16 protein-coding genes and 1 pseudogene are annotated in these 20196 nt (G+C 43.4%); 15 read left to right on the top strand and 2 right to left on the bottom strand.

Features of this window, described 5'->3' with window-relative positions:
- The first annotated feature begins 196 nt into the window (after window positions 1-196).
- From mutS to glnA, 13 genes are all read left to right on the top strand, one after another.
- Complete coding sequence (gene mutS, locus MHI51_RS17615) at window positions 197-2926, top strand: DNA mismatch repair protein MutS (RefSeq protein ID WP_076184448.1); 2730 nt, start codon at window positions 197-199, stop codon at window positions 2924-2926.
- A gap of 42 nt (window positions 2927-2968) precedes the next feature.
- Window positions 2969-4954: a DNA mismatch repair endonuclease MutL gene (mutL, locus tag MHI51_RS17610; RefSeq protein WP_076218628.1), complete on the top strand. Its 1986-nt coding sequence runs from the start codon at window positions 2969-2971 to the stop codon at window positions 4952-4954.
- 44 nt (window positions 4955-4998) lie between these two features.
- On the top strand, window positions 4999-5778 hold the full coding sequence (locus tag MHI51_RS17605; RefSeq protein WP_076184446.1) for a class I SAM-dependent methyltransferase: 780 nt from the start codon (window positions 4999-5001) through the stop codon (window positions 5776-5778).
- Entirely contained in the window at window positions 5768-6748 is a 981-nt protein-coding gene (gene miaA / locus MHI51_RS17600) for a tRNA (adenosine(37)-N6)-dimethylallyltransferase MiaA (RefSeq protein ID WP_175619957.1), read from the top strand. The genes MHI51_RS17605 and miaA overlap by 11 nt, the downstream gene beginning before the upstream one ends.
- Window positions 6749-6767: 19 nt before the next feature.
- Window positions 6768-7007 carry an RNA chaperone Hfq gene (gene hfq, locus MHI51_RS17595; protein WP_036687741.1) on the top strand — a complete coding sequence of 80 codons (240 nt, stop codon included), beginning with the start codon at window positions 6768-6770 and terminating at the stop codon, window positions 7005-7007.
- Between the two features lie 139 nt (window positions 7008-7146).
- Window positions 7147-9705, top strand: coding sequence for a transglycosylase domain-containing protein (locus MHI51_RS17590; RefSeq protein ID WP_076218629.1), 2559 nt, complete (start codon window positions 7147-7149; stop codon window positions 9703-9705).
- Window positions 9706-9891: 186 nt separating this feature from the next.
- Entirely contained in the window at window positions 9892-10446 is a 555-nt protein-coding gene (locus tag MHI51_RS17585) for a DUF402 domain-containing protein (RefSeq protein WP_076190185.1), read from the top strand.
- A 2-nt stretch (window positions 10447-10448) separates the two neighbouring features.
- The gene (locus tag MHI51_RS17580; RefSeq protein WP_076277324.1) at window positions 10449-11105 is read left to right on the top strand and encodes a YdcF family protein; all 657 of its coding nucleotides are present in this window, start codon (window positions 10449-10451) and stop codon (window positions 11103-11105) included.
- A 317-nt stretch (window positions 11106-11422) separates the two neighbouring features.
- The gene (locus tag MHI51_RS17575; RefSeq protein ID WP_076098759.1) at window positions 11423-12397 is read left to right on the top strand and encodes an AAA family ATPase; all 975 of its coding nucleotides are present in this window, start codon (window positions 11423-11425) and stop codon (window positions 12395-12397) included.
- Between the two features lie 254 nt (window positions 12398-12651).
- Window positions 12652-13941 carry a GTPase HflX gene (hflX, locus tag MHI51_RS17570; RefSeq protein WP_076128387.1) on the top strand — a complete coding sequence of 430 codons (1290 nt, stop codon included), beginning with the start codon at window positions 12652-12654 and terminating at the stop codon, window positions 13939-13941.
- A 133-nt stretch (window positions 13942-14074) separates the two neighbouring features.
- The gene (locus MHI51_RS17565; RefSeq protein ID WP_076184443.1) at window positions 14075-15349 is read left to right on the top strand and encodes a methionine gamma-lyase family protein; all 1275 of its coding nucleotides are present in this window, start codon (window positions 14075-14077) and stop codon (window positions 15347-15349) included.
- A 62-nt stretch (window positions 15350-15411) separates the two neighbouring features.
- The gene (locus tag MHI51_RS17560) at window positions 15412-15822 is read left to right on the top strand and encodes a MerR family transcriptional regulator (protein ID WP_019910684.1); all 411 of its coding nucleotides are present in this window, start codon (window positions 15412-15414) and stop codon (window positions 15820-15822) included.
- Window positions 15823-15855: 33 nt separating this feature from the next.
- Window positions 15856-17184 (top strand): type I glutamate--ammonia ligase, encoded by a 1329-nt coding sequence (glnA, locus tag MHI51_RS17555; protein WP_036687730.1) that lies wholly within the window; start codon window positions 15856-15858, stop codon window positions 17182-17184.
- Between the two features lie 105 nt (window positions 17185-17289).
- On the opposite strand, the pseudogene MHI51_RS17550 reads toward glnA, so the two are convergent.
- A pseudogene (locus tag MHI51_RS17550) lies at window positions 17290-17571 on the bottom strand (tyrosine-type recombinase/integrase); the annotation flags it as partial.
- A 189-nt stretch (window positions 17572-17760) separates the two neighbouring features.
- Between MHI51_RS17550 and MHI51_RS17545 the strand changes: the two are divergent.
- Window positions 17761-18273 carry a hypothetical protein gene (locus tag MHI51_RS17545; RefSeq protein WP_076220983.1) on the top strand — a complete coding sequence of 171 codons (513 nt, stop codon included), beginning with the start codon at window positions 17761-17763 and terminating at the stop codon, window positions 18271-18273.
- Window positions 18274-18548: 275 nt separating this feature from the next.
- Here MHI51_RS17545 and MHI51_RS17540 read toward each other — a convergent pair whose 3' ends face one another.
- Window positions 18549-18890, bottom strand: a complete 342-nt coding sequence (locus MHI51_RS17540) for a hypothetical protein (protein WP_076220981.1) — start codon at window positions 18888-18890, stop codon at window positions 18549-18551.
- A gap of 728 nt (window positions 18891-19618) precedes the next feature.
- On the opposite strand from MHI51_RS17540, the gene MHI51_RS17535 reads away from it, so the two are divergent.
- On the top strand, window positions 19619-20158 hold the full coding sequence (locus MHI51_RS17535) for a hypothetical protein (RefSeq protein WP_341002960.1): 540 nt from the start codon (window positions 19619-19621) through the stop codon (window positions 20156-20158).
- The last annotated feature ends 38 nt before the right edge of the window (window positions 20159-20196 follow it).

Genomic DNA, 20196 nt, shown 5'->3' with positions numbered 1-20196 from the left:
CTTTGATTTTTATATGGGCTGACGCTCTGTGTTAAGATTTTACAATATTTAAAAGCAGAAGAATATACCTCATGTAAGTGTTTGTCTGTTAAGTATTCTAGTCTTTCGTTGTACTAATGTGAGGTTTCAGGGTAACTTTGTCCATCAATTTTCTGTTATAATGGGGGACAGCATTAAATAGGCATGGAGGTTGACCATGGCACAATATACGCCGATGATAGAGCAATATTTAAAGGTAAAGGAAGGGGCTAAGGATGCCTTCCTATTTTTTAGACTGGGCGATTTCTATGAAATGTTCTTTGAAGATGCCATTTTGGCTTCCAAGGAGCTTGAGATTACGTTGACAGGCCGCGAAGGCGGGGGCGAGGAGAAAATCCCTATGTGTGGAGTGCCTTACCACGCCGCCGAGGGATATATTCAACGCCTGATAGAAAAAGGATATAAAGTCGCCATTTGTGAGCAGTTAGAGGATGCTTCAGTCACTAAAGGCATGGTGAAGCGGGATATTGTACGCGTCGTGACACCAGGAACCGTGATGGATGGAAAAATCATTGCTGACAAGAGCAATAACTACCTCGTTTGCGTCACCGAAAGTGACGGAATGATGGCATTAGCTGCCTGCGATTTAACAACTGGTGAGCTGTATGTTACTTCGGTATTATCTGGAGCCGAATGGCTGCGTGATGAGATTGGCATTTATGAACCGGCTGAGATCATCGGAGACGCTGCACTTTTGGAGATCCTGCGAAGCGAAACGCCGCTGTTAGCCAAACCTGTAGTTTACACCCCTTGGGAGAAACGCGAGGAGGAGCTGGCACGTCGTCAGTTCGGTGAAGCGGCATGGGTACGTCTAGAGAAGGAACGTGGACAATGTCTGGCGCTTCTGATCTCTTATCTGAATGAGACCCAGCGGCGTTCGTTAGGGCAGCTTAGTCAGATTTCTCCTTATGAACCAGGCAATTATATGATTCTAGATCCATTTACACGCCGGAATCTTGAACTAACCGAGACGGTTCGCGAACGCTCCAAAAAAGGATCCCTGCTCTGGCTGCTGGATCGAACGGAAACGTCGATGGGCGCCCGTCTGTTGCGTCGCAGAATTGATAAGCCGCTATTGCAGCGAGCTCCGATCGAACGGCGCCTAGAGGCTGTCGATTATTTGTACAATCAGTTTATCGTTCGCGAGGACCTGCGTTTAGCGCTTAAAGAAATTTATGATTTGGAGCGTTTGGTGGGTCGTATTGCTTTTGGCAGTGCCAATGGCCGTGATATGAATGCTCTGAAATTATCGCTGGCACAAATTCCTGCATTGAAGGATTTATGTATGACCTCCGGTTCAGCTACTTTACGAGAGATCGGTGCAAGTATGGATGAATGCGCTGAGCTGCGAGAGGATATTGATCGCGCAATCGTCGAGGATGCCCCGGTGTCAGTGCGCGACGGTGGCATTATCCGTTCCGGTTATCATGAACGTTTGGACGAGCTTAGGGAAGCTAGCAGTAACGGTAAACGTTGGATCGCTGAACTGGAAGCTAAGGAAAGACAGGCCACTGGCATTAAGTCACTGAAGATCGGCTATAACAAAATCTTCGGTTATTTCATAGAGATCACCAAATCCAATCTGGCTGCACTGCCGGAAGGAAGATATGAACGTAAGCAGACGCTTGCCAACGCAGAGCGTTTTGTCACACCTGAGCTTAAAGAGAAGGAAGCACTCATTCTTGAAGCTCAGGATAAAATGACGGATTTGGAATACAGCCTGTTTACCGAGCTGCGTGATCGCATCAGCGGGCAAATTCCCCGCCTGCAAAATCTTGCGGAAAAGGTTGCCGAAATTGATGTATATCAATGCTTGGCGGCAGTTAGTGCCGAACATCGTTTTGTGAAGCCAGTCCTTTCGGATGGTTATGATCTTCGGCTTGAAGGGGGCCGTCATCCCGTTGTGGAGGCGGTGCTTAAAGATTCTGCTTTTATTGCAAATGGAAGCACGCTGAGTAAGGAAGAAGGTAATATTCTTCTAATTACAGGTCCTAATATGGCGGGAAAAAGTACTTACATGCGTCAGGTGGCGCTGATCTGCATCATGGCTCAGATTGGATGTTTTGTACCAGCAAACAGTGCTGAAGTTCCGCTTATAGACCGGATCTTTACTCGTATTGGAGCAGCTGATGATTTGATCGGTGGACAAAGTACATTTATGGTGGAAATGGCTGATATCCAGGTTATGACAGAGAAAGCAACAGCTCGTAGCTTGATTATTATTGATGAGCTGGGAAGAGGTACCTCGACCAGTGAAGGTATGGCCATCGCTCAGGCGGTTATTGAATATGTACATGATGTTATTTCTTGCAAAGCTCTAGTTTCGACGCATTTTCATGAATTGGCTCATTTGGAAGGAAGTCTTAAAGGACTTCGGAATTACTCTATGGCTGTTCAAGAGAGCGGTGATAAAGTTAACTTCCTGCGCAAGCTAGTTCCTGGAGCGGCTGACAGCAGCTATGGCATCTATTGTGCACGTCTTGCGGGTCTTCCTGAAGGGATTATTGACCGAGCTTATGGTCTCTTGCAGAGCATTGAGCAGGCAGCCCATCCTGGTGGTTCTGAACTTCATTACGGGGGAAGCCTCGAAAGACAGGCGGCTGTAAGAGAAGTTGCTAGCGCATCCTCGATAGCGCAAGCCGTAAGTGTCATCACTGAGGCACCTGTAGAAAATGAGGTTGTTCAGTTGTCTATCTTTGGTGAGGAAGAACCACGCAAGAATCGCAAAGGTAGTGCACATCAAGTTGCGGTAACCGAAATCCAAGAGAATCCTGCGCTAAAAGAGTTCATTTCTTCTGTGCGTGACGCTGATCTTATGAATATGACGCCGCTGCAGGCGATGAGTCTGTTGAACGAGCTGAAGATGAAGGTTAAGGATCTGCAATAAAGATTTAATAATAATTGATTGCCTAAATAAGAGGTGAATGAAATGGCCAAAATTCATATATTGGACGAGCATATTGCCAACCAGATAGCTGCGGGTGAAGTAGTAGAGCGGCCAGCTTCTGTTGTAAAGGAGCTTGTCGAGAATGCAATTGACGCTGGCAGTACAAGAATTGAGGTATCGGTAGAAGAGGGGGGCTTGCAGAGCATCCGCGTTAAAGATAATGGCTCCGGGATTGATCCTGAAGATTGCGAGACCGCCTTTTACCGGCATGCTACAAGTAAAATTCTGAATGGCCGCGATCTATTTCAAATCACAAGCTTAGGCTTCCGCGGAGAGGCACTTCCCAGTATTGCCGCGGTCTCCAAGGTATCGCTTCTAACTGCAACTGCCGATGACGGCAAAGGGCGCCTAGTAGACATTGAGGGTGGCAATCTCATACGAAATGAGGACGCTCCTTCCGGCCGGGGAAGTGATCTTGCCGTTCGTGAATTGTTTTTTAATACGCCGGCAAGGCTGAAATATATGAAGAGTATTCAGACGGAGCTGGGCCATATCTCAGATGCCATGTACCGCATGGCGCTGGCTCATCCGGCGATCTCTTTTACCTTGCATCATAATGGCAATCAGCTGCTGCATACGCTCGGAAATGGTGATCTGCTGCAGGTCATCGCAGCTGTTTACGGAACCAATGCCGCCAAAGCAATGCTGCCGATTACGGCAGAAGACTTGGATTACCGGATTTCCGGATATATTAGTCGTCCAGAATGGACACGTTCCAATCGAAATGCAATCACTACTATTGTCGGTGGACGTTATATTCGCAGTAATGGTCTGAACGCAGCAATCATGCGTGCTTATCATACCTTGCTTCCGATTAACCGTTATCCGCTATTAGTTATTGAACTGGATATGCACCCCTCTTTGGTAGATGTCAATGTACATCCAGCAAAACTCGAGGTTAGATTCAGTAAAGAGAATGAGCTTTACACCTTTGTTGAGCAGGAGATCCGCAAAATACTGCTGGGGCAAAGTCTGATTCCACGTCCAAGCAAGGAAACAATCGGACCCAAAGGCAGCAGCTCCTTTATCCAGGAGCAATTTTCTTTTTCCAAAGGAGCTGTTCCGCCGTCATCTTCGAATGGTGATGAGAAGGATACAGCCCCCACGGGATCTGCCAGCTTCTTAAGTGGACTACAGTCATCGAACCTTGACCGTAATTCCCGTGATTTTAGCAAGCAAGGTCAGGCGGATCATCAGGTGACTCGCGAGGTAGCTCCAGCTTACGGGTCAGGCTATCCGTCTTCATCTTCGCAGGGGCGCCAAACTAATGCGAATACTAGTTATTCCAATAGCTATCGCCCGCAAGAAACGTCAATGGCGCAGAAGCAGCTCCCTTCGGTTGAGAAGCTATGGGCTCCACCACAACAAGAAGAGCCTGGACTTCCAGCCTTTCCTGAGCTTAATTATATAGGCCAGCATCATGGGACCTATATTATTGCCCAGAATGATGGAGGACTCTATTTAATCGATCAGCATGCGGCACATGAACGTATTAATTACGAATACTTCTATGAGAAATTTGGTCGGCCGGAGGATGCCTCACAGGAGCTGCTACTGCCGATTACACTGGAGTTCACGCCTTCTGAAAGTCGTCAGCTTAGTGAACGTCTACATTGGTTTCAGCAGGCCGGGGTATACCTTGAGCACTTTGGCGGACAGACCTTTCTTGTTCGTTCTTTGCCCTATTGGTTTCCTGAAGGGGATGAGAAGGCGGTCGTTGAAGAAATGGCGGAGTGGGTCTTAAGCGAGCGTATGATTGATCTTGCGAAGCTACGAGAAAAGTCATCGATTCTGTGTTCATGTAAAGCCTCGATTAAGGCCAACCATAAACTAACAGAACAGGAAGTGGAGGCTCTGTTGTCCCGACTGGCAGGGTGCAAACAACCGTATACTTGCCCACATGGACGGCCGATTGTGATCTCTTTTTCATCCTATGATTTAGAGAAATTGTTCAAGCGGGTTATGTAATTATACATTTTTTGAAATTTGTTAAGAGCAAGACTGGAGGCACCATGATTATAACTACGGGGTATAGCCCGATAATGGAAATAGTAGAACGCGCGCAAAGCCTTGCGGAGAGAACGGGTTGTAGTTATGCTCCACGTGAGAAGCTCTCCATTACAAGGATGGTTGAACATTACGGAGATGAGGATATTCTGATTCTATCTCAGGACGCTGTTCGACTACACCGCTTAGGAATGGAGCCTATGGAGTTTCATCCGAGCATGGGCTTCGTTCGCGCTAAACGAATTCTAAAGGGTGAGATCGAGCCGATGCTTGTTGCGGCTCGAATGCTTCCCGGAGATAGCGTATTGGATTGTACAGCTGGATTAGGAGCTGACTCCTTACTGTTTGCTGTACATGGTGGTGAGTCCTCAGAGGTAACCGCTTTGGAGAGCTCATTACCGCTGTACGCACTGCTCAGTGAAGGGATGTCTCATTACACCTCTGGGCAAGTAAAGGTCAATGAGGCTTTACGCAGAGTTAATGTCGTGCATAGTGAACATTTGGATTATTTACGGTCTCAACCAGATCGAAGTGTGGATATTGTTTATTTTGATCCTATGTTTCGCGTGCCACTGACGGGTTCTGCCTCGATTTCCCCGCTGCGGCAATTCGCTAACCGTGCAGCCTTATCGACAGAGAGTGTAGCCGAAGCGGTTAGGGTCGCCCGTAAGACTGTTCTTTTAAAAGAAAAGGCTTTGAGTGGCGAATTTGAACGCCTTGGGTTTACTGAGCTGCTCAGAAGCAACTCCAAAACATCGTACGGGGTGATACACATTGACAACTAAAGAAAGGCATAAGGTTCTAGTGCTGTTAGGACCAACTGCCGTAGGCAAAACCCGGTTAAGTCTGGAGCTGGCAGCGGCTTATAACGCTGAGATTATTTCCGGCGATTCGATGCAGGTTTATCGTGGTATGGATATTGGTACAGCTAAGATTACACCCGCCGAAATGAACGGCATTCCCCATCACCTGATCGATATTCATGATCCGCAGGATGCGTATTCTGCCGCTGAATTTCAAGAGCAGGGCACTAGACTCATCGAGGAGATAAGCGCTAGAGGGAAGCTTCCCTTTATCGTAGGGGGGACTGGACTGTATATTGAGTCTTTATGTTACGGCTTTCAGTTCTCGGAAGCAGTGGCTGATGAAGCTTTCCGTAAAGAGCAGGATCAATTTGCGGAAGAACATGGAGCGCTTGCACTGCATGCCAGACTCGAGGCGGTTGATCCAGTCAGCGCAGCCAAACTTCATCCTAACGACCGTCGCAGAATTATCCGTGCACTGGAAATTCAACACCAGACAAACACTACACTTTCCGCTTCTCATGCTGCTCAAAAGAAGGAATCTCCCTATGACTTATGTCTCATAGGTTTGACAATGGACCGGAAAATACTATATAAACGTATTGAGGACCGAATTGATAGCATGCTGGCGGATGGTCTCGTTGCTGAGGTGAAGGGACTGCTGGATAACGGTTACAGCAGAAGCCTTGTGTCCATGCAGGGATTGGGTTACAAGGAAATTGCCGCTTACCTGGCGGGAGAGCTGACGCTGGAAGAAGCTGTGATACTGCTTAAACGCGATACTCGCCGATTCGCCAAAAGACAGTTGTCATGGTTTCGCCACATGAAGGAAATCGAGTGGATCGATGTCGAAGGTGAACAAAACTTTTCTGAGAATTTCTCAAAAATACGTGGTATAATAGCAGGAAAGTTTCTCTCAGGTCTTGAATATACTTCTGAACAATCTAATTGAACCATTGGGGGTACGTCATATGAACAAGTCCATTAACATCCAAGATACATTCTTGAACCAACTACGCAAAGAAAATATCCCTGCTACGGTATATCTGACCAACGGTTTTCAAATCCGGGGAATAATTAAAGCATTCGACAATTTTACAATCGTCATTGACAGTGATGGACGCCAGCAAATGGTGTATAAACACGCAATTTCCACGTTCACACCACAGCGTAGTGTATCACTGATGCAAGACAGCAGTAGTGAAGAATAACATTTATCAAAAATGAATTGAAACCTTTCTTGTTTATAAATCGTTTGAATAGAGTGTGAGAGAGCAACCTGTGAAGGTTGTTCTTTTCATTCATGGCAGACCATTTATGTTTATTTCCGAAAGGGAGTCAGGAGGCATTATGTCTAGAGACGATACATCCAGGACGAATCACAATAGAGATAGAGGATCGTCCAGTTCCAAATCAAAACCAAAATCAAAACCAAAAAAGAAAAAGAAATTTTTGACGAAGAAGCGTGTGCTGTGGAGCTTGTTCTTCGCTACGGCATTGGCCATTTTCTGTGCATTAGGTGGATATCTGTTCATTATGCTAAATGGTCAAAAGCTTCTGCTTGAGAACCAGGATAAGCTAACAGTGAATGAAACGACTAAGGTATATGACCGCAATGCTAATTTAATCGGCGAATTATCACTGGAGAAAAGTGATCCAGTAGAGTATGAAGAAATTCCACCGTTATTGGTTAACGCTTTTGTAGCCACAGAGGATAAACGTTTCTTCGAACATTCTGGTGTGGATTTATGGTCGATTGGCCGGGCAGCAGTAAAGGATATAGCCGCACGAAGTATGGTAGAGGGCGGTAGTACCATTACTCAACAGCTCGCCAAAAACATCTTCCTGACACGGGACAAGACGTTTTTCCGTAAAGCAACTGAGGTGTCGATTGCCGTAGCCCTGGAGAATCAGAAATCTAAAGAAGAGATTATTACCATGTATCTGAACCGGATTAACTTCGGGGGTACAATTTACGGAATTAAAGCAGCATCAGTAAGATATTTTGGTAAAAGTGATTTGAGTCAGCTTAAGGTTTGGGAAATCGCGACATTGGCGGCTATGCCAAAAGGCCCGTCTCGTTACAACCCGCTGCGTAACCCTGATCTTTCGAAGGAACGCCGGGCAGTAGTGCTTCAGCTTATGTATGAGCAAGGGTACATTACGGAGCAGGAAAGAGACGAAGCAAAAGCCGTAGATTATAACTATAAGCCGCCAGAAAAGAAACAGCGTTATCAAGCATTTATTGATTTTGCAGTAGATGAGGCGGAAGAAAAATTTGGATTGTCAGAAGATGATCTGAATATCGGCGGATACAAAATTTACACAACCATGGATAAGCATGCTCAAGAAACGGTTGAAGATGCTTTTGCAGATAGTGATAATTTTGAAAAGAGTGTAGATGAAGAGCTGGTACAAGGCTCAATGACGATTGTGAATCAGGAGAATGGCAGCATTGTCGCACTCCTTGGCGGACGGAATTATGAGAAAAAAGGCTACAGTCGTGTAACTGGCAGCCGTCGTTCTCCAGGTTCTGCTTTCAAACCAATTGTCTCTTATGCTCCAGCGCTGGAAACTGGGAAATTCACCATGAATTCAACGCTAAGCAACGAGAAGCAATGTTTCGCGAACTATTGTCCAACCAACCTGCACGGATATTCTAAGAGCATCAACATGAGTGATGCCATTCAGAAATCAGAGAATATTCCGGCTGTTTGGCTGCTCAATGAAATTGGTGTGAATACCGGATTTAAATTTGCCAAGAAACTAGGCATTGGATTGGAAGATGAGGATAAGAACCTCTCGCTGGCTCTTGGAGGCATGAGCAAAGGGACCAATACGCTGGAAATGGCGCAAGCCTACAGCGCTTTTGCAAATGGCGGCGAACTAAGAGAGGCTTATTCCATTAAATCCATCTCTGACAGCAGTGGTGAGACGGTCTACAAAGCGAATACAACGCCTGAGCGAGTGATGAGTAAGGAAACAGCTTATCAAATGACTGAGATGATGCAGAAGGTCGTGGAGAGCGGTACGGGTAGAAAAGCTAGGATTGACCGTCCTGTTGCCGGTAAGACCGGTACGACGCAAAGTGGATATTCTGGAATCAGCTCGAACCGTGATGTATGGTTTGTAGGCTATACGCCAGAATGGACTGCAGCAGTCTGGATGGGTTACGACAAGCCAAGTAAAAAGCATCTGCTTAAGAACAGCAGTCCGCTTGCCGCTGCTTTCTGGGGTAAGGTCATGGAGGAAGCGCTGAAGGATGTTCCTAAGAAATCCTTCCCGCAGCTCGATAACGAGATTGCTCCTGAGCCTACTGAAACACCAGAAACAGCTCAGACCGTTACTGGACTATCAGCAGCATATGATCCTTCTACGATGACTGTAAATCTCAATTGGGAGGCAGTTCCTGTTGCCGGCGTTGAGTATCGTATTTATCGTAGAGAGACATCGGAAGCTGAATTTGGCTCACTGTTAAATACAGTGACTACCAGCGCAGGCGATTTTAGTGCACTGCCTGGTTTGGTTTACGAGTATTATGTAACTTCTTATGACCCTGCGCTAAAAGTGGAGAGCGAACCCTCCAATGTGGTTAGTGTATCCGTGCAGGATGAAATGCCGACCCCTGAACCCACCATAGATCCTAATCTTCCGACCCCGACCCCAGAGGACGGTGGCAACAACGGAGAGAATGGAAATGGTGGCAATAACGGAGGCGGCAATGAGGGAGGCGGAAATGACGGTGGTACTACAATCCCTGAAATCACCCCGCCACCGCCAACACCAATGCCGATCCCAACTCCAGAACCCACTATCGGTGGAGAGGGTTCCGGCGGTGAGAGTGGGAATGTATCCACAAACCCTGATCCAGAGACAGGTTTTGTGAACGGGGATTCTTCCACTCAATAAAACGAATTTGAATTTCGAACAATAGCTTTATCCATGGCAGTCCAGCTTTGCTTTATTTATAGAGCGAAGCTGGACTGCCGTTTTTATTAGGTTTAGAAGAAAAATTTCTTGTATTTTGCGGGATATTTTGAGTGTATCCTCTAAATGTGTTAAGCTGAATAGACCATACTGGAGAGGGTAATTTCTATGAAACGTAAATTCGGAGACCGGGCCAACTGGCGCCGGATTACGCGTCGCCATTTTGCCTGCCGCTATGTGGAGAGCCGGGAATTCAGCGGATATATTACGCTTTATACCATCTACGGGCTGAAAGAACCACTGTGGAAGAGCTATGGACGACATACATATCGTATTGCAGATAAAGGTTATTCCTGGCTGCAATATTTTCCGAAAGATAGTCACTATATTGTGACGGCTATGTTCGACGAAAAACAAAATATTGTTCAATGGTACATAGACACCTGTAAAGTGCAAGGCGTTACTGACCAAGGTGTGCCTTGGTTTGACGATTTGTATCTGGACGTGGTAGTACTTTGGAACGGCGAGGTGTTTTTGCTCGATGAGGATGAACTGGAGGAAGCACTGGAGAGGCAAGACATCTCAGAAAACGATTATAAGCTAGCCTGGGAGACTGCCCATACTATTTTACGTGGCATCGATGCTCATGCTTTCCCTTATTTCTCACTCTCTTTGAAACATCGTGCCGAATTATTTCATCATGGAGAATTCAGGAGGAAATAAAGATGGAATGGTACGTTTATGGAAGAGACTCTTCCCCGATTCGGATTGTTCGCAAAAAACGCCGAATTTGGTCTAAACGAACGTTGCTTATTGCTTTAATGGTTATTGTTGTAGTTGGTTTGTTGTGGTGTGCGTACGCATTGAGGAATATCAATAAAGCCGCAACGACAGATCCTATGCTCAAAGCCGATACAGGGATCATTCTTGGCATGTCGATGTGGGGAGATGAACCTAGCCCGGGATTGAAGGAACGATTGGATTACGGGCTTAAGCTTTATCAAGAGGGGATGTTCCCGCATATCATAGTTTCTGGAGGTTTGGATAAACCTGATCTGAAATATACCGAAGGTCAAGGCATGCGCAATTATTTAGTAGCTCATGGAGTTCCGGATAGCGCCATTTCTGTTGAAAATAAAGCTACCAGCACTTACGAGAATCTTCTGTATAGCAAAGCAATTATGACAAGTGAGGGATTGTCCTCAGCAATTATTATTACGCATACATATCATGGATGGCGTTCACACGAAATCGCGGACGAGCTCGGTTATGTGAATCCTGAACTGGGGCTTACAGAATCCACTGTTCTGTCGATGACAAGGCATAAGTCGCGTGAAATTCTAGCCTATACGAAATGGAAAATCCAGCAGTTGTTCCTGTAATTGTTCCCAAATATCAGAATCTTCTAATAATGCTTCCTATTCCGGAAGAGACTTGATTAGAAAAGCCAGCCCCCAAATGGACTAAACTCTAAATGGGGGCTATTTGTTATTTGTATATCAAAAATAATGGGGTTGTGAAATGATAAAAAAATAAATGTCTGCTTATGGCTTTTATGCATTTCGGTCATTCTATCCTCGTGTACCATCGTAGAAGATGCGAGAGATAGCAGGGAATCCAATGTCGAAACCCCATTCTTTAAAACAAGTGCATGATGTCATTCAGTTATTGCATATAATGCTCTAACGAGGTGATTACAATGGGTGAAGAAAATTTAAGAAAGATAACCATTAATGATTCCAGAATGAATATAACTTTCAAAAATCAAGACCCAACAAATATTACGAATGAAACATTGGAGAGCGCGCTGGCTCAAAATAATCATTTAGAATCTACAAAAGAAATCCTGCAAGAGCTTCATGAGCTTATCGGTCTTGAAAAGGTGAAGGATCTCATATATGAAATTCATGCGCTTATCCAAGTGGAAAAAATGAGACAAGAACTGGGGTTAAATGTAGTTAATCAGGTTTATCATATGTTGTTTAAAGGCAACCCCGGGACTGGAAAGACAACTGTAGCAAGAATCGTTGCCAAGCTGTTAAAGAATATGGGCATATTAAGTAAAGGTCAATTAATCGAAGTAGAGAGAGCGGATTTAGTGGGGGAATACATAGGGCATACAGCTCAAAAGACCAGAGACCTTGTTAAGAAGGCTATGGGTGGCGTATTATTCATTGATGAGGCTTATAGCTTGGCTAGAGGCGGAGATAAGGATTTTGGAAAAGAGGCAATCGACTGTCTTGTAAAGGTTATGGAGGACAGGAATGATGATCTCATTATTATCTTAGCGGGTTATCCAAATGAAATGGAGATGTTCATGGAGGCTAATACCGGGCTTCCCTCACGATTTCCAATTCAACTCGATTTTCAGGACTACACAACAGATGAACTGATATTGATTGCACATAAAATGGCTGCTGAAAGAGACTATATAATTACTCCAGAAACAAACGGGAAACTAAAAGAGTTAATCCTTAATGAGAAAATTATTGAAGAAAACTTTAGTAATGCCCGTTATGTACGCAATATCCTCGAACAGGCAATCCGCCATCAAGCGGTTAGATTAATAAGCAGGCATGTCAAAATATCTAAACAATCTTTGATGGAGATCTTACCGAGAGACCTTGTTCTTCCGGTCGATGATTATTCAAAAGGGGAGAGTATAATCTCTTAAATAAATTGACACCGGCTAAGTTTATACATGCTTAGTCGGTTTATCTTTTATAAAAGATTGAAGATTATCATAAAGAAAATGCTGACAGAATGGTGAGCCGTTCCATTATCAGCCTATATTACCAATGAAACTTATGATAAAATGTTTTGAAGCGCTGTGAATGAACAGGTTCATCTGTATAACATCAGCAAGAAGTGAAAAACTGATTAAATGGTACACAAAGATTCTATTACCGTCATAAGGAGCATGAATAAATGGCAATAACTACGCATGATACAGAAACGGATATTCAAGATCGGGCGATATTGGTCACTCTCGTCACAGATAAAATTAAACGTACCGGTATTGACCCAGAGCTTTCTCTGCAGGAATTAGTACAATTAGCAGAAACAGCAGGTGTTGAAGTCCTGGATGTGTTGCGTCAGAATAAGGAAACACCGGATTCAAAATGGTTTATCGGGAAAGGTAAGGTAGAAGAGCTCCGCATGGCCGCTGATGGTCTTGGAGCTAATACGGCTATTTTTGATCAGGAATTATCTGGAGCGCAGGTACGGAACCTTGAAGAGTCTCTGGATCTGAAGATTATTGATCGGACGCAGCTCATTTTGGATATTTTTGCTGGGCGGGCCAAAACGCGAGAGGGTATTATTCAAGTAGAGCTGGCACAGCTGTCCTATCTTTTGCCACGGTTATCCGGTCAAGGCAAAAACTTATCCAGATTAGGCGGGGGGATAGGAACCAGAGGACCAGGTGAAAGTAAGCTTGAGACCGATCGCCGTCATATTCGCGGTCGGATTACGGAGTTGAAACGCCAGTTGGATGAGGTAGTTAAAACCCGTGAATTGCACCGTGAACGCCGCCGTAAGGCAGGGGCAGTGCAGGTTGCTCTAGTCGGCTACACGAATGCTGGTAAATCGACGCTGCTTAAGCAGCTTACGGATGCGGATGTTTATATTGAGAATCAATTGTTTGCTACGCTTGACCCTACTTCACGTGTGCTTCAACTAACGGGTGGCAAAGAGGTAGTGCTTACGGATACTGTAGGTTTCATTCAGAATCTTCCTCATGATCTTGTAGCATCTTTCCGCGCAACGCTGGAGGAAGTCAATGAGGCCAATCTGGTGTTGCATGTAGTGGATGCCTCATCTCCAATGCGTGAGGAGCAGATGGAGATTGTACAAACTATTTTGCAGGACTTAGGGGCAGCTAGCAAACCGCAAATAGTACTTTTTAATAAAATCGATCTATGTGAGCCTGAGCAACTGGAAATGCTGCCAACAGGCACAGGGTTTTTGAAGATCAGTGCGTTTAACCCGGAGGATTTAACCCGGATTATTGAAATTATCTCTGATGAGTTGGCTGGAGATACGCTGAATTTTCGCATTCCTGGAGACCGAGGCGATATTTCTTCCCTGCTTTACAGAGTAGGTGAGGTTCTGGAAACCACCTATGATGAGAACGATGTTATCTATAACGTCCGTCTTAATAAAGAGGATTATGATAAATGGGGTTACATGCTTGCTGATTTTGTGGACCAGCCGTAATCTTCTTTGTTCCCCTAAAGTGGAAATGCTTGTTGTATAGGTATAAAATAATAGCTAATGACAAAAAGCGTCAGGCAACTGTCGCTTTCTGTCATTATGATGGCAAGTAAATGTAAGGAGCGAATAAGAACTAATGGCAGTTTTTGCAGAAGATATTTTAGGAGCGGCAGAGTCCGCAGAAGTTGAAATCGAAGGTGCAGTCAAAGCTCTTGATCGAATTGTCGATAAGAATCAATGGAAGGTTATTGAAGCGTTTCAACGTCATCAGGTCAGTGATTATCATTTTGCGGGTTCAACGGGGTATGCTTACAACGACCGTGGACGCGAAGTGCTGGATCTTGTCTATGCTGACGTTTTTGGTGCGGAATCAGCCTTGGTGCGCCCGCATTTTGCTTCAGGAACACATACCATTTCAACAGCCCTCTTTGGTGTGCTGCGACCAGGAGACGAGCTTTTATACATCACAGGTCGTCCGTACGATACCTTACACAAGGTGATTGGCCAAGCAGGAGATGGGACAGGCTCACTCGCAGACTTCGGAATTACATATCGGGAAGTTGCCCTTACATCAGAGGGTAAGATTGATTGGGAAGAGGTAACTCTCTCTATCAATGAGAAAACTAAAGTAATTGGAATCCAAAGATCGCGTGGTTATGATTGGCGTGCTTCCTTCACAGTAGCCGAAATAGGTGACATGACAGCGAGAGTGAAGTCATTGAAACCGGATGTTATTGTGTTCGTTGATAATTGCTATGGTGAGTTTACTGAAGAGCTTGAGCCTCCACAGGTTGGAGTGGATCTAGTAGCGGGTTCATTAATTAAAAATCCTGGTGGTGGAATTGCTGAGACGGGTGGATACATCTGTGGGCGCAGAGATCTAGTAGAGCTTACAGCGTACCGTCTTACAGCTCCTGGTATCGGCGGCGAGGTAGGCGCAATGTTAGGAACTACCCGCGGGTTATACCAAGGTCTGTTCATGGCTCCGCATACAGTTGGACAAGCCCTTAAAGGCAGTATTTTTGCGGCAGCTGTATTTCAGCGCTGCGGGTTTGAGACGAAACCAGCGTGGAATGAACCTCGTACAGATTTGATTCAGGCGGTTTCCTTTGATGGACCGGATCACTTGATTGCCTTCGTGCAGGGAATTCAACGTGCTGCGGCGGTAGACAGCCATGTAGTTCCAGAACCATGGGATATGCCGGGATATGAACATCCTGTCATCATGGCGGCAGGTACGTTTATACAAGGTGGTAGCTTAGAGTTATCGGCAGATGCGCCTATCCGTGCGCCTTATATTGGCTATATGCAAGGGGGATTAACCTACTCCCATGTCAAATATGGCGTTTTGATGGCACTCCAAAGTATGCGTGATCGAAAATTACTGTCAGAAAATCTTACACACCATTGACACGCTGTATTAGGAAATGTACAATGAGATCAGAAAAAGATCATTGGAAGGTTGGATGAGTCATGGGTGATGAAATCCGCAGAAATATGGCATTATTTCCTATTGGAATTGTAATGAAGTTAACTGATTTATCTGCAAGACAAATTCGTTATTATGAACAGCACAGTTTAATCGTACCTGCACGTACCTCTGGGAATCAACGTTTGTTCTCTTTTAATGATGTTGAGCGCCTATTAGAAATTAAGGCCTTGATTGAAAAGGGTGTTAACATTGCTGGCATCAAGCAAGTAATGAACCCAGTCTCGAAGGAATCCGAAGAAGCTACTGTGATTACCCCTGACACAGAGGTTAGACGTAGAGAGCTATCAGATTCGCAGCTTCACCGTTTGCTGAAGCAAGAACTAGTTTCCGGTAAAAGACCGGGACAGGTATCGCTTATTCAAGGTGAGTTATCCCGGTTTTTTAATAAATAATAATATACAGAGTTTTGAAAGGGAGAGGATCACGTGAGCTTTTCTAAAGAGGATATTTTACGCATTGCCAAGGAAGAGAATGTTCGTTTCATTCGTCTGCAATTTACAGATCTGTTAGGTACTATCAAGAATGTAGAGATTCCGGTTAGCCAATTGGAAAAAGCACTCGACAACAAAATGATGTTTGATGGTTCCTCCATCGAAGGTTATGTTCGGATTGAAGAATCCGATATGTATCTCTTCCCAGACCTTGATACTTGGGTAATCTTCCCTTGGGTGACTGATAGCCGTGTTGCACGTCTGATTTGTGACGTGTATATGCCGGATGGTACTCCATTTGCTGGAGACCCACGTGGTATCCTGAAGCGTTGTCTGAAGGAAGCCGAAGAAATGGGCTTTACAGCGATGAATGTTGGACCTGAACCTGAATTCTTCTTGTTCAAAACAGACGAAAGAGGTAACCCAACTACAGAATTGAATGACCAAGGTGGTTATTTCGACTTAGCTCCTACAGACTTAGGGGAAAACTGCCGTCGTGAAATCGTATTGACCCTTGAAGAAATGGGCTTTGAAATCGAAGCCTCCCACCATGAAGTGGCTTCCGGCCAGCATGAAATTGATTTCAAATATGCTGACGCGATCACTTCTGCTGACCAAATTCAAACCTTTAAGCTCGTCGTGAAGACGGTTGCCCGTCAACATGGCTTGCATGCAACTTTTATGCCTAAACCATTGTTTGGTATTAACGGATCTGGTATGCACGCTCACCAATCCTTGTTTAATGGCAAAGAAAACATGTTCTACGATGAAAGTGACAAGCTAGGTCTGAGCAAAACTGCACGTTATTATATGGCTGGTATTTTGAAGCACGCTCGTGCTTTTGCAGCGATTACTAACCCAACAGTGAACTCTTACAAACGCCTTGTTCCTGGTTATGAAGCACCTTGTTACGTAGCTTGGTCTGCAAGTAACCGTAGCCCGATGATTCGTATCCCGGCTTCGAGAGGGCTTAGCACACGTGTTGAAGTTCGTAACCCGGACCCGGCAGCTAACCCATACCTCGCACTTGCTGTTATGTTGAAAGCAGGGCTAGACGGAATTAAGCGTAAGCTTGATCTTCCAGCTCCAATTGACCGTAACATCTATGTGATGTCTGAGGAAGAGCGTATTGAAGAAGGCATCCCAAGCTTGCCATCCGATTTGAAAGAAGCGCTAAGCGAAATGATCCGCAGCCATGTAATTACCGAAGCTCTCGGCGAACATGCGCTGGCTCACTTCTACGAGCTGAAAGAAATCGAATGGGATATCTATCGTACACAAGTTCATGAGTGGGAAAGAAACCAATACATGACGCTTTACTAGAACCTTTAAACCCTTAACGCCTTAGGCGTTGAGGGTTTTTTTAGTGTGTGGGCGTGGGAGTAGTAAGGGACCTCTGTAATGCCGGTGCCCACAAAATAGTGGGTGCTATTCGAGGATAGATCTCATGTGGGCTTCGTACTTTTCCATACTACTTTCTTCGATTTTCTTGGAAATGTGAGAATAGACATCAGATGTAATTGTAATACTGCCGTGTCCGAGTCGCTCCTGAACATACTTCATATCATTGCCTGCTTCTAGCAGTAACACTGCATGAGTGTGTCTTAGTGAGTGAATCGGCATAGGTGGATGACCGATCCGTTTCAAAATTCTCGAAAAGGAATTGAATAAAGAACACTTTGGCATGAAGTTTCCATCATCTCTACAAAAAAACTAAATTATTGTATAAACTCATTTTATGAGTTAATATCTATTTATGGATTAAATGCGACAAAAAACCTCAATTATCCTTTTATTTTCGTGAATTATTTATAGCAATTAAATATTATATTATTAATACAAATAATGGTTTAATACCATTAAAATCCAAACTATTCATAATATTGGGAGGTAGTTAGTTTGATCAAATTTTTAGGACTAGGTTTGGCCGCATCATTACTTTTTACTCCTATAACAAGCTTAGTAGATTCACCAACGGTTCAAAAACCTTCAGTATCTGAGGTTTCTTCTGTAGAAAGTTTTACTTTTAATAATAATATTTACGAAGGACCAGGAACGAAGATTTTGGTGGGAGACGGAATTGAAGTACCAGAAATTTCACTTTTTTCAGAGGCATATAAGATAATCCCTGTGAACCATACTGGTGGAGCTTTTAATGATGAATTCACTAGTACACCTTCAGATGGGGTTAACTTAAACATCTGGATGCGAAATAACAGTGGTCATTCGGTTCAATTTCAAGTAAAACGAAATGGGTTACTATTCACTGATCAAGAAATTGCTGCTGGCGCACAGAAAACAGTTTCTTTTAAAGATTTGTTAGGTAATGGTCTGGATGGAACTTATAAAGTGTATATATATAGTACATCTGGATATTCGCTTGATGTTGATGTAAGTGCTAGACAATTCTAAAAAAAAGCGCTTTAGAACACATCATCTACCCTCATGGTAGATGATGTTTTTTTATATGGCGCTTTGTTGATAGCGGATTCCGTAGCAAGCTTTATTTGTTTTGGTTTTCGCAGTAGGTCATCTTATGGATTATGGAGGAATTGTAGAAGGGTATACACCAGACTCTATTAAGCTCGCTGGAGCTCATTTTGTTCGAGGGCGATTTGAATTCAGAGCATACATAAAGTAGCCCGCTAACCTTACACAGGTTGGCGGGCTTTTTTTTCATAATATTTTTATTTATCTCTATCTACTAGAATTGTAAATGACTTTATGTTTCCTAATGCATCATAGGCAAATATATTTGCAGCTCCATATTGAACGGCACTAACCCATCCATTTTCATGCAATATAATGGCTCCATCATTATAAATTAGTTCACGGAGAACGCCAGGGATGCATCTCTGTTCTCCTGAATCCATGTAAATAGTAATTTGTTCAAAAGTAGGTCCACTTGCTACACTAGAAACTGGTATTGGGTCAGGAGCTGTAGTGGGAGCAGTTGCTGCAAATGAGGTAGACCCTAAAGCGAAACATGCAGATACAGTTAATAGGCCAGCTAAGATTTTCTTTTTCATAATTCAACCTTCCTTCCTATATTTGGGATACACACCAATTATGATACATATATATCCAAATAGATTATTTATAATATATTTGGGATATTAAATATTAATTTAATTCTAATTCGAGTGATACTCTTATCGTATGACATAGTAATGTATACATAATGTTCCAATTCTAGTATTCTATATGCAGGCGGGGTGTTGTGGATAACCTGAATGTAAATGATGTGAAATACATATGAGTTCTAAAACTTATCTTTATCAAACTTAATTAATACAAATGGAGTGATCGTATTGAGTAATGTATACAAAGTCTTGAAGACGGATGTAGAATTTCTAACAGCTAATTACAGGTAGATATACTTGAACGCCGTGGTGATCTAGCTGGCTGCATAATTGATTGTGGAGGTCCAGTCCAGAAATGGAGCCCAGTTAGCGTTAAGGTTGCTGATGCTTATTACATGAGAAGTGAATTTGAATTTAGAATGGTTTTGGCATAAGCATGTATAACAAATACCCCGTCAACCTTAAGTGGTTGGTGGGGTATTTAGAGTTCAGGAAAATTTTCCTTACAAGTGAATAGTTAAACTAGTTTTTAAAAGTTTACAAACTTATTTTTTTAAAAAATTTGCAATTTCACCCATCTTATAATAAAATAAATATTTTAATATAAGTAATAAAATTCCAATTTAAGAATAAATCTTATTTATTAAAGAAATTTACCGAAAAAGGAGTGCATTATGATTAAATCGCTTTTTTTAGCCATTTGTGTGTCTATTCTTTTAGTAGGTTGTTCTATTCAGAAAATATCTGGTCCGATGGAGAAAGATCTAGAGGGACCCAATATTGCCTTGAAGATAGCTGTAGTAGGTGCAAATGATTTGGTAAAAGTGGAAAACGTAGATTATGTTAAAAAAGACCTAAAAGAGCTAATAAGTCACTCAGAAGAGATATTCGATGGTTTAATCATTTCTCAAGATAGTATTGAAGAAGCTTCGAAAAAAGAGTATAGAGATTATTTTAAATATATTAAATATCCAGTTTTCTTTATTGGAACAGAAAACATACTTGTTGCAATGTTTCGCGCAGATAATGTGACACTAGAAGATGTTCAAATTGATGGCTGGGGTCCCCATGTTTCGGGGTTTGTTAATTCAAAAGAGGGATATAGGACTTGGGAGTTTCATTTACCAGATAATCCTACGAGGTTTGATGAAAAAGATCTAGCTAATAGAATCGCTAAAATAATGGAAGAAAATAAAATTTATAGTAGAAAATAATAAAAAATGCTATAAAATTTCTTATTATGTGCGTTATA

Origin of the sequence: Paenibacillus sp. FSL H8-0260 (genome assembly GCF_045040625.1) — a bacterium.
Classification (GTDB): domain Bacteria; phylum Bacillota; class Bacilli; order Paenibacillales; family Paenibacillaceae; genus Paenibacillus_AQ; species Paenibacillus_AQ odorifer.
Note: the sequence above shows the minus strand (reverse complement) of the source record. Positions and strands in the feature narration are given on the sequence as shown.